The organism is Streptococcus sp. A12, assembly GCF_905372335.1.
Lineage (GTDB): Bacteria > Bacillota > Bacilli > Lactobacillales > Streptococcaceae > Streptococcus.
Map to the genome: position 1 here is coordinate 1 of NZ_CAJPOU010000087.1, position 4288 is coordinate 4288.

The window sequence follows — 4288 nt, forward strand, 5'->3', positions numbered from 1 at the left end:
TTAGAATAAATTTCTTGACTTCCAAAATTAGGATATGGTTTATAGCTATTCATTAAATAATCAATCATAAATGCTTGAGAAATAGTTCCATCACCAGTACCCAACATTTTTATTCTTTTATATAGTGGTGAAGATTTCTTAGAATTTAACACTCTAACAGCGCTAGCAAATCTACTGATTAACTCCACCTCTTTCGGATCAGTATTCTCAAATAAATCATAAATCACTGATTTATTGACTTTTCTCTGATTTCCATTAATATCAATAAACATTTTAGAAGCAATTGAAATATTCGCATCTAGTAGGAGAGTAATAGGCATTTCAATATCATTATTAACTTTATCTTTAGAAAAAGCTGCTACCAAACCAGCCAATCTATGTTGTCCATCAATTATCGTGAATTCTACATTCTCCGAAAAATAGATTTCATTATCATAAAAAATATAATAGTCTTCTTTTTTCTCATTGTTCTTTTCAAACACATTCAAAGATAAAACTAATGGAGTTGGGAACACTATCCCCTCTGATTCATTCACAAAACTCGAAATATCATTGATTCGCTTTAAATCCGTTCTGCGTTGCAAACCATTTTCAACAGCATCAGTTTCAATTCCTAACCTCTCTAATTTTGCTATATATTGTTCTGCATTTGTGAAACTATCATTTTCAGCAATTCTAAAATGAAAGTTTACAAGTTTTTTTAAAATTGAGACCGGCATTTTAGTTAAATAAAAACTCTCTCCTTTTTGATCAACTTCCAAATATGGAAAATGATATGGAAAATTAATTGGTTTATCGAGCATTTCCTCCTCCTTATTCTATCGTCTTAGGGTCATCGTAATCTTCATCAACTTTATTTAATTTCGATAGCATATCTTTTATATCTTTATTCAAGTATTCAGTGGTAAACGATTCAATATCGATTTCAACATTCTTTTTCTTTGACCGGCAATAATTTACAGTATGTATTATCATAGCTACAATAAACGGTAGAATGATTGATAGACTAAATTCGACATAATCTTTTTTTATGACAATAAAGACTACCATTAAAATACAAACTATAGAGTAGGTAATAAATTCACCGTTAAAAAAAGGAGAATTATTTATTTTGAATTTTATATTCAAATCTGGAGTTGTATCAATCGAGGCTTGCCCAATCCCTTCCTTAGATTTATAAGTTGATGATAAAGTCGATTGATTCATCTCAACTTTTGGAGTTTTACGATTATTAAAACTCGAAGATTTCCAATCGTTTTTCAACTCAACTTTTAAAGAATATACTGACTCTTGAAGTGCATCTTTAAAAGATAGATTATACCAAATTAAATAGATATCCAAGAAAGGCTTTTTGTGTTCTTGTAAAATAACATAGTTACCTGATTTTAAACCAACAATATATATTGGCTTATTTATTGTAGTTGTCAGCCCATCAATTTCATTAAATATTAATTTTTTTAAATTTCCATCAATTTTTTCATTGCAAAACTTGATAAAATCACTATAGTCATTAGGATCATCAGAAGATATCGAACCTCTATATGTTACAAGGCCCTTTAATTGGTATTCCATAACCACTCCTATTCTACATCTCTAAACCAACTTCTTCATCTCATCAATACGTGCTACGGTCGCGTCATATTTGGCTTGGTAGTCGGCTTGTTTGTCGCGTTCTTTTTGGACGACTTCTGGTTTGGCATTGGCTACGAAGCGTTCGTTAGAGAGCTTCTTACCGACCATGTCCAGTTCTTTTTGCCATTTAGCCAATTCCTTGTCGAGACGAGCGAGTTCTTCTTCGACATTGAGGAGGTCTGCGAGAGGCAAGTAGATTTCTGCTCCTGTGATGACGCTTGACATCGCGAGTTCAGGTGCAGGAATGGTTGATGCGATTTCCAAGTGTTCTGGATTTGTGAAGCGTTTGATGTAGTTGACATTGCTATTAAAGAAGGCTTCCAAGTCGCTATCGCTTGTCTTAATAAGGATGGTGATTGGCTTGCTTGGGGCAACGTTTACTTCCGCACGCGCATTACGAACAGCACGGATCAAGTCTTTGAGGCTTTCGACACCAGTGTGGGCAGCAAGGTCTTCAAAGGCTGGGTTAACAGTTGGGTATTCTGCTGTAACGATAGAGCCTTCTGAGATTTGTCCAAAGATTTCCTCTGTCACGAATGGCATGATTGGGTGAAGGAGACGAAGGATCTTGTCCAAAGTGTAAAGGAGAACAGAACGTGTGATAACTTTCTCTTCTTCGTTATCGCTATAAAGGACTTCCTTGGTCAACTCAACGTACCAGTCCGCAAATTCATCCCAGATGAAGTTGTAGAGGATGTGACCAGCCACACCAAACTCAAACTTATCAAAGTTGGCAGTAGCTTTTCCGATGGTTTCATTGAGGTTGTGGAGAATCCAACGGTCTGTGACATTTCCAGCTTCCTTGTTGACAACTTTTTCCACATTGGCAGTTGCTTGCTCAAGGGTCAAGCCTTCATTGTTCATGAGGATGTAGCGAGAGATGTTCCAGATCTTGTTAATGAAGTTCCATGAAGCATCCATTTTCTCGTAAGAGAAGCGCACGTCTTGCCCTGGCGCAGAACCGTTTGAAAGGAACCAACGAAGGCTATCTGTTCCGTACTTATCAATAACATCCATTGGATCAATCCCGTTACCAAGAGATTTCGACATCTTGCGTCCTTGCTCATCACGAATGAGACCATGAATCAAGGCATTTTTGAATGGCGACTTGCCAGTAAATTCCAAACCTTGGAAAATCATCCGAGACACCCAGAACGGAATAATATCATAACCAGTCACCAAAGTTGATGTTGGGAAGTAACGTTTGAAGTCTTCTGAGTCGACATCAGGCCAGCCCATAGTAGAGAATGGCCAAAGGGCAGAGCTGAACCAAGTATCTAAGACGTCTTCGTCCTGAGTCCAACCGTCACCTTCTGGAGCTTCTTCGCCGACATATATTTCACCCTCAGCATTGTACCAAGCAGGGATTTGGTGACCCCACCAGAGCTGACGAGAGATAACCCAGTCGTGGACATTTTCCATCCATTGGAGGAAGGTATCGTTGAAACGAGGTGGGTAGAATTCTACCTTGTCGTCTGTGTCTTGGTTGGCGATGGCATTTTTCGCCAATTGGTCCATCTTGACGAACCATTGCGTAGACAAGCGTGGTTCAACCACTACACCTGTACGCTCTGAGTGACCAACACTGTGGACACGTTTTTCGATTTTAACGAAGGCACCAATTTCTTCCAACTTGGCAACGACTGCCTTACGAGCTTCAAAACGGTCCATACCTGCAAACTCGAAGGCAAGCTCATTCATAGTTCCGTCGTCGTTCATGACGTTGACTTGCGGCAAGTTGTGACGTTGACCAACCAAGAAGTCGTTTGGATCGTGGGCAGGCGTGATTTTCACGACACCAGTACCAAACTCGGGATCTGCGTGCTCATCTCCAACGATTGGAATCAATTTATTAGCGATTGGAAGGATGACATTTTTACCAATCAAGTCCTTGTAGCGTGGGTCTTCTGGATTGACCGCAACGGCAACGTCCCCAAACATGGTCTCAGGACGAGTAGTCGCCACTTCAAGGGCGCGTGAGCCGTCTTCTAGCATGTAGTTCATGTGGTAGAAGGCACCTTCGACATCCTTGTGAATCACCTCGATATCAGAAAGGGCTGTGCGAGCTGCTGGGTCCCAGTTGATGATAAACTCACCACGGTAGATCCAGCCTTTCTTGTATAGGTCCACAAAGACCTTGCGAACAGCTTTTGACAAGCCTTCGTCAAGGGTGAAACGCTCGCGAGAGTAGTCTACAGAGAGACCCATCTTGCCCCATTGTTCCTTGATAGTAGTGGCATATTCGTCTTTCCATTCCCAGACTTTATCTAGGAATTTTTCACGACCAAGGTCATAGCGGGAAATGCCTTCACCACGCAAGCGCTCCTCAACCTTAGCCTGAGTCGCAATCCCAGCGTGGTCCATCCCTGGAAGCCAAAGTGTATCAAAGCCTTGCATGCGTTTTTGACGGATGATGATATCTTGGAGAGTCGTGTCCCAAGCGTGACCAAGGTGGAGTTTCCCAGTTACGTTTGGTGGTGGAATCACGATTGAATAAGGCTTAGCCTTTTGATCGCCTGAAGGCTTGAAAACATCAGCGTCAAGCCATTTTTGGTAACGACCAGCCTCAACCTCGGCTGGATTGTATTTAGGTGAAAGTTGTTTAGACATGTGTTTGTCCTTTCTCTATTGTATTCATTTTATTTTGAATCTGCTT

At 40.3% G+C, this 4288-nt stretch carries 3 protein-coding genes; all 3 read right to left on the bottom strand.

Annotated features, from left to right (window positions below; genetic code table 11):
- Positions 1-803 (bottom strand): DGQHR domain-containing protein (locus QZ158_RS07875; RefSeq protein WP_293887394.1); only part of this gene is annotated, 803 nt, incomplete at its 3' end.
- Positions 804-813: 10 nt separating this feature from the next.
- Positions 814-1572: a hypothetical protein gene (locus QZ158_RS07880; protein WP_268713930.1), complete on the bottom strand. Its 759-nt coding sequence runs from the start codon at positions 1570-1572 to the stop codon at positions 814-816.
- A 21-nt stretch (positions 1573-1593) separates the two neighbouring features.
- Complete coding sequence (locus QZ158_RS07885; RefSeq protein WP_293887397.1) at positions 1594-4242, bottom strand: valine--tRNA ligase; 2649 nt, start codon at positions 4240-4242, stop codon at positions 1594-1596.
- Positions 4243-4288 lie beyond the last annotated feature (46 nt).

Excerpts from the sequence above, each read along its gene's own strand:
- QZ158_RS07885 (WP_293887397.1), bottom strand. The coding sequence starts at position 4,242 with ATGTCTAAACAACTTTCACCTAAATACAATCCAGCCGAGGTTGAGGCT.
- QZ158_RS07880 (WP_268713930.1), bottom strand. The coding sequence starts at position 1,572 with ATGGAATACCAATTAAAGGGCCTTGTAACATATAGAGGTTCGATATCT.